The sequence below is a fragment of the Arthrobacter sp. LAPM80 genome (assembly GCF_046736435.1).
Classification (GTDB): Bacteria; Actinomycetota; Actinomycetes; order Actinomycetales; family Micrococcaceae; genus Specibacter.
In genome coordinates this window covers 1-333 of record NZ_JBCHVD010000080.1, presented here as the reverse complement: position 1 = coordinate 333, position 333 = coordinate 1, and the positions used below count along the sequence as shown (strand labels likewise).

Genomic DNA, 333 nt, shown 5'->3' with positions numbered 1-333 from the left:
CCCCCGGAATCCGGCGGGTAGTAGTAGCCTGCCGGTGAGGTCCAGGCGACCCCTGTTTCTGTCATGGTCGGGGTCCAGCCACGCAGTGTGATGGCGGCCCGGTCCGGGGACTGGTCGGTGCGGTACGCACCGGTGCGGGTCCTATCGTCCTTGAAGTGCTTGAACCGGGCATGGTGGCGGTGGCACAGGTGCTCGAGATTCTTATACGTGGTGGTGCCGCCGTGTTCGTAGGCGTAGAGGTGGTCGATGTCGCAGGTGGCGGCCTTGGCCAGGCAGCCCGGGAATTGGCAGTATTCATCCCTGATCGCCAGCATGGTCCGCATCGCGGTGGTA

General features: G+C 64.9%; 1 protein-coding gene. It reads right to left on the bottom strand.

Annotation, left to right across the window (positions count from 1 at the left end):
- Positions 1-333: HNH endonuclease (locus AAGW05_RS18615; protein ID WP_411806042.1), on the bottom strand; the 333-nt coding region annotated here is incomplete at both ends.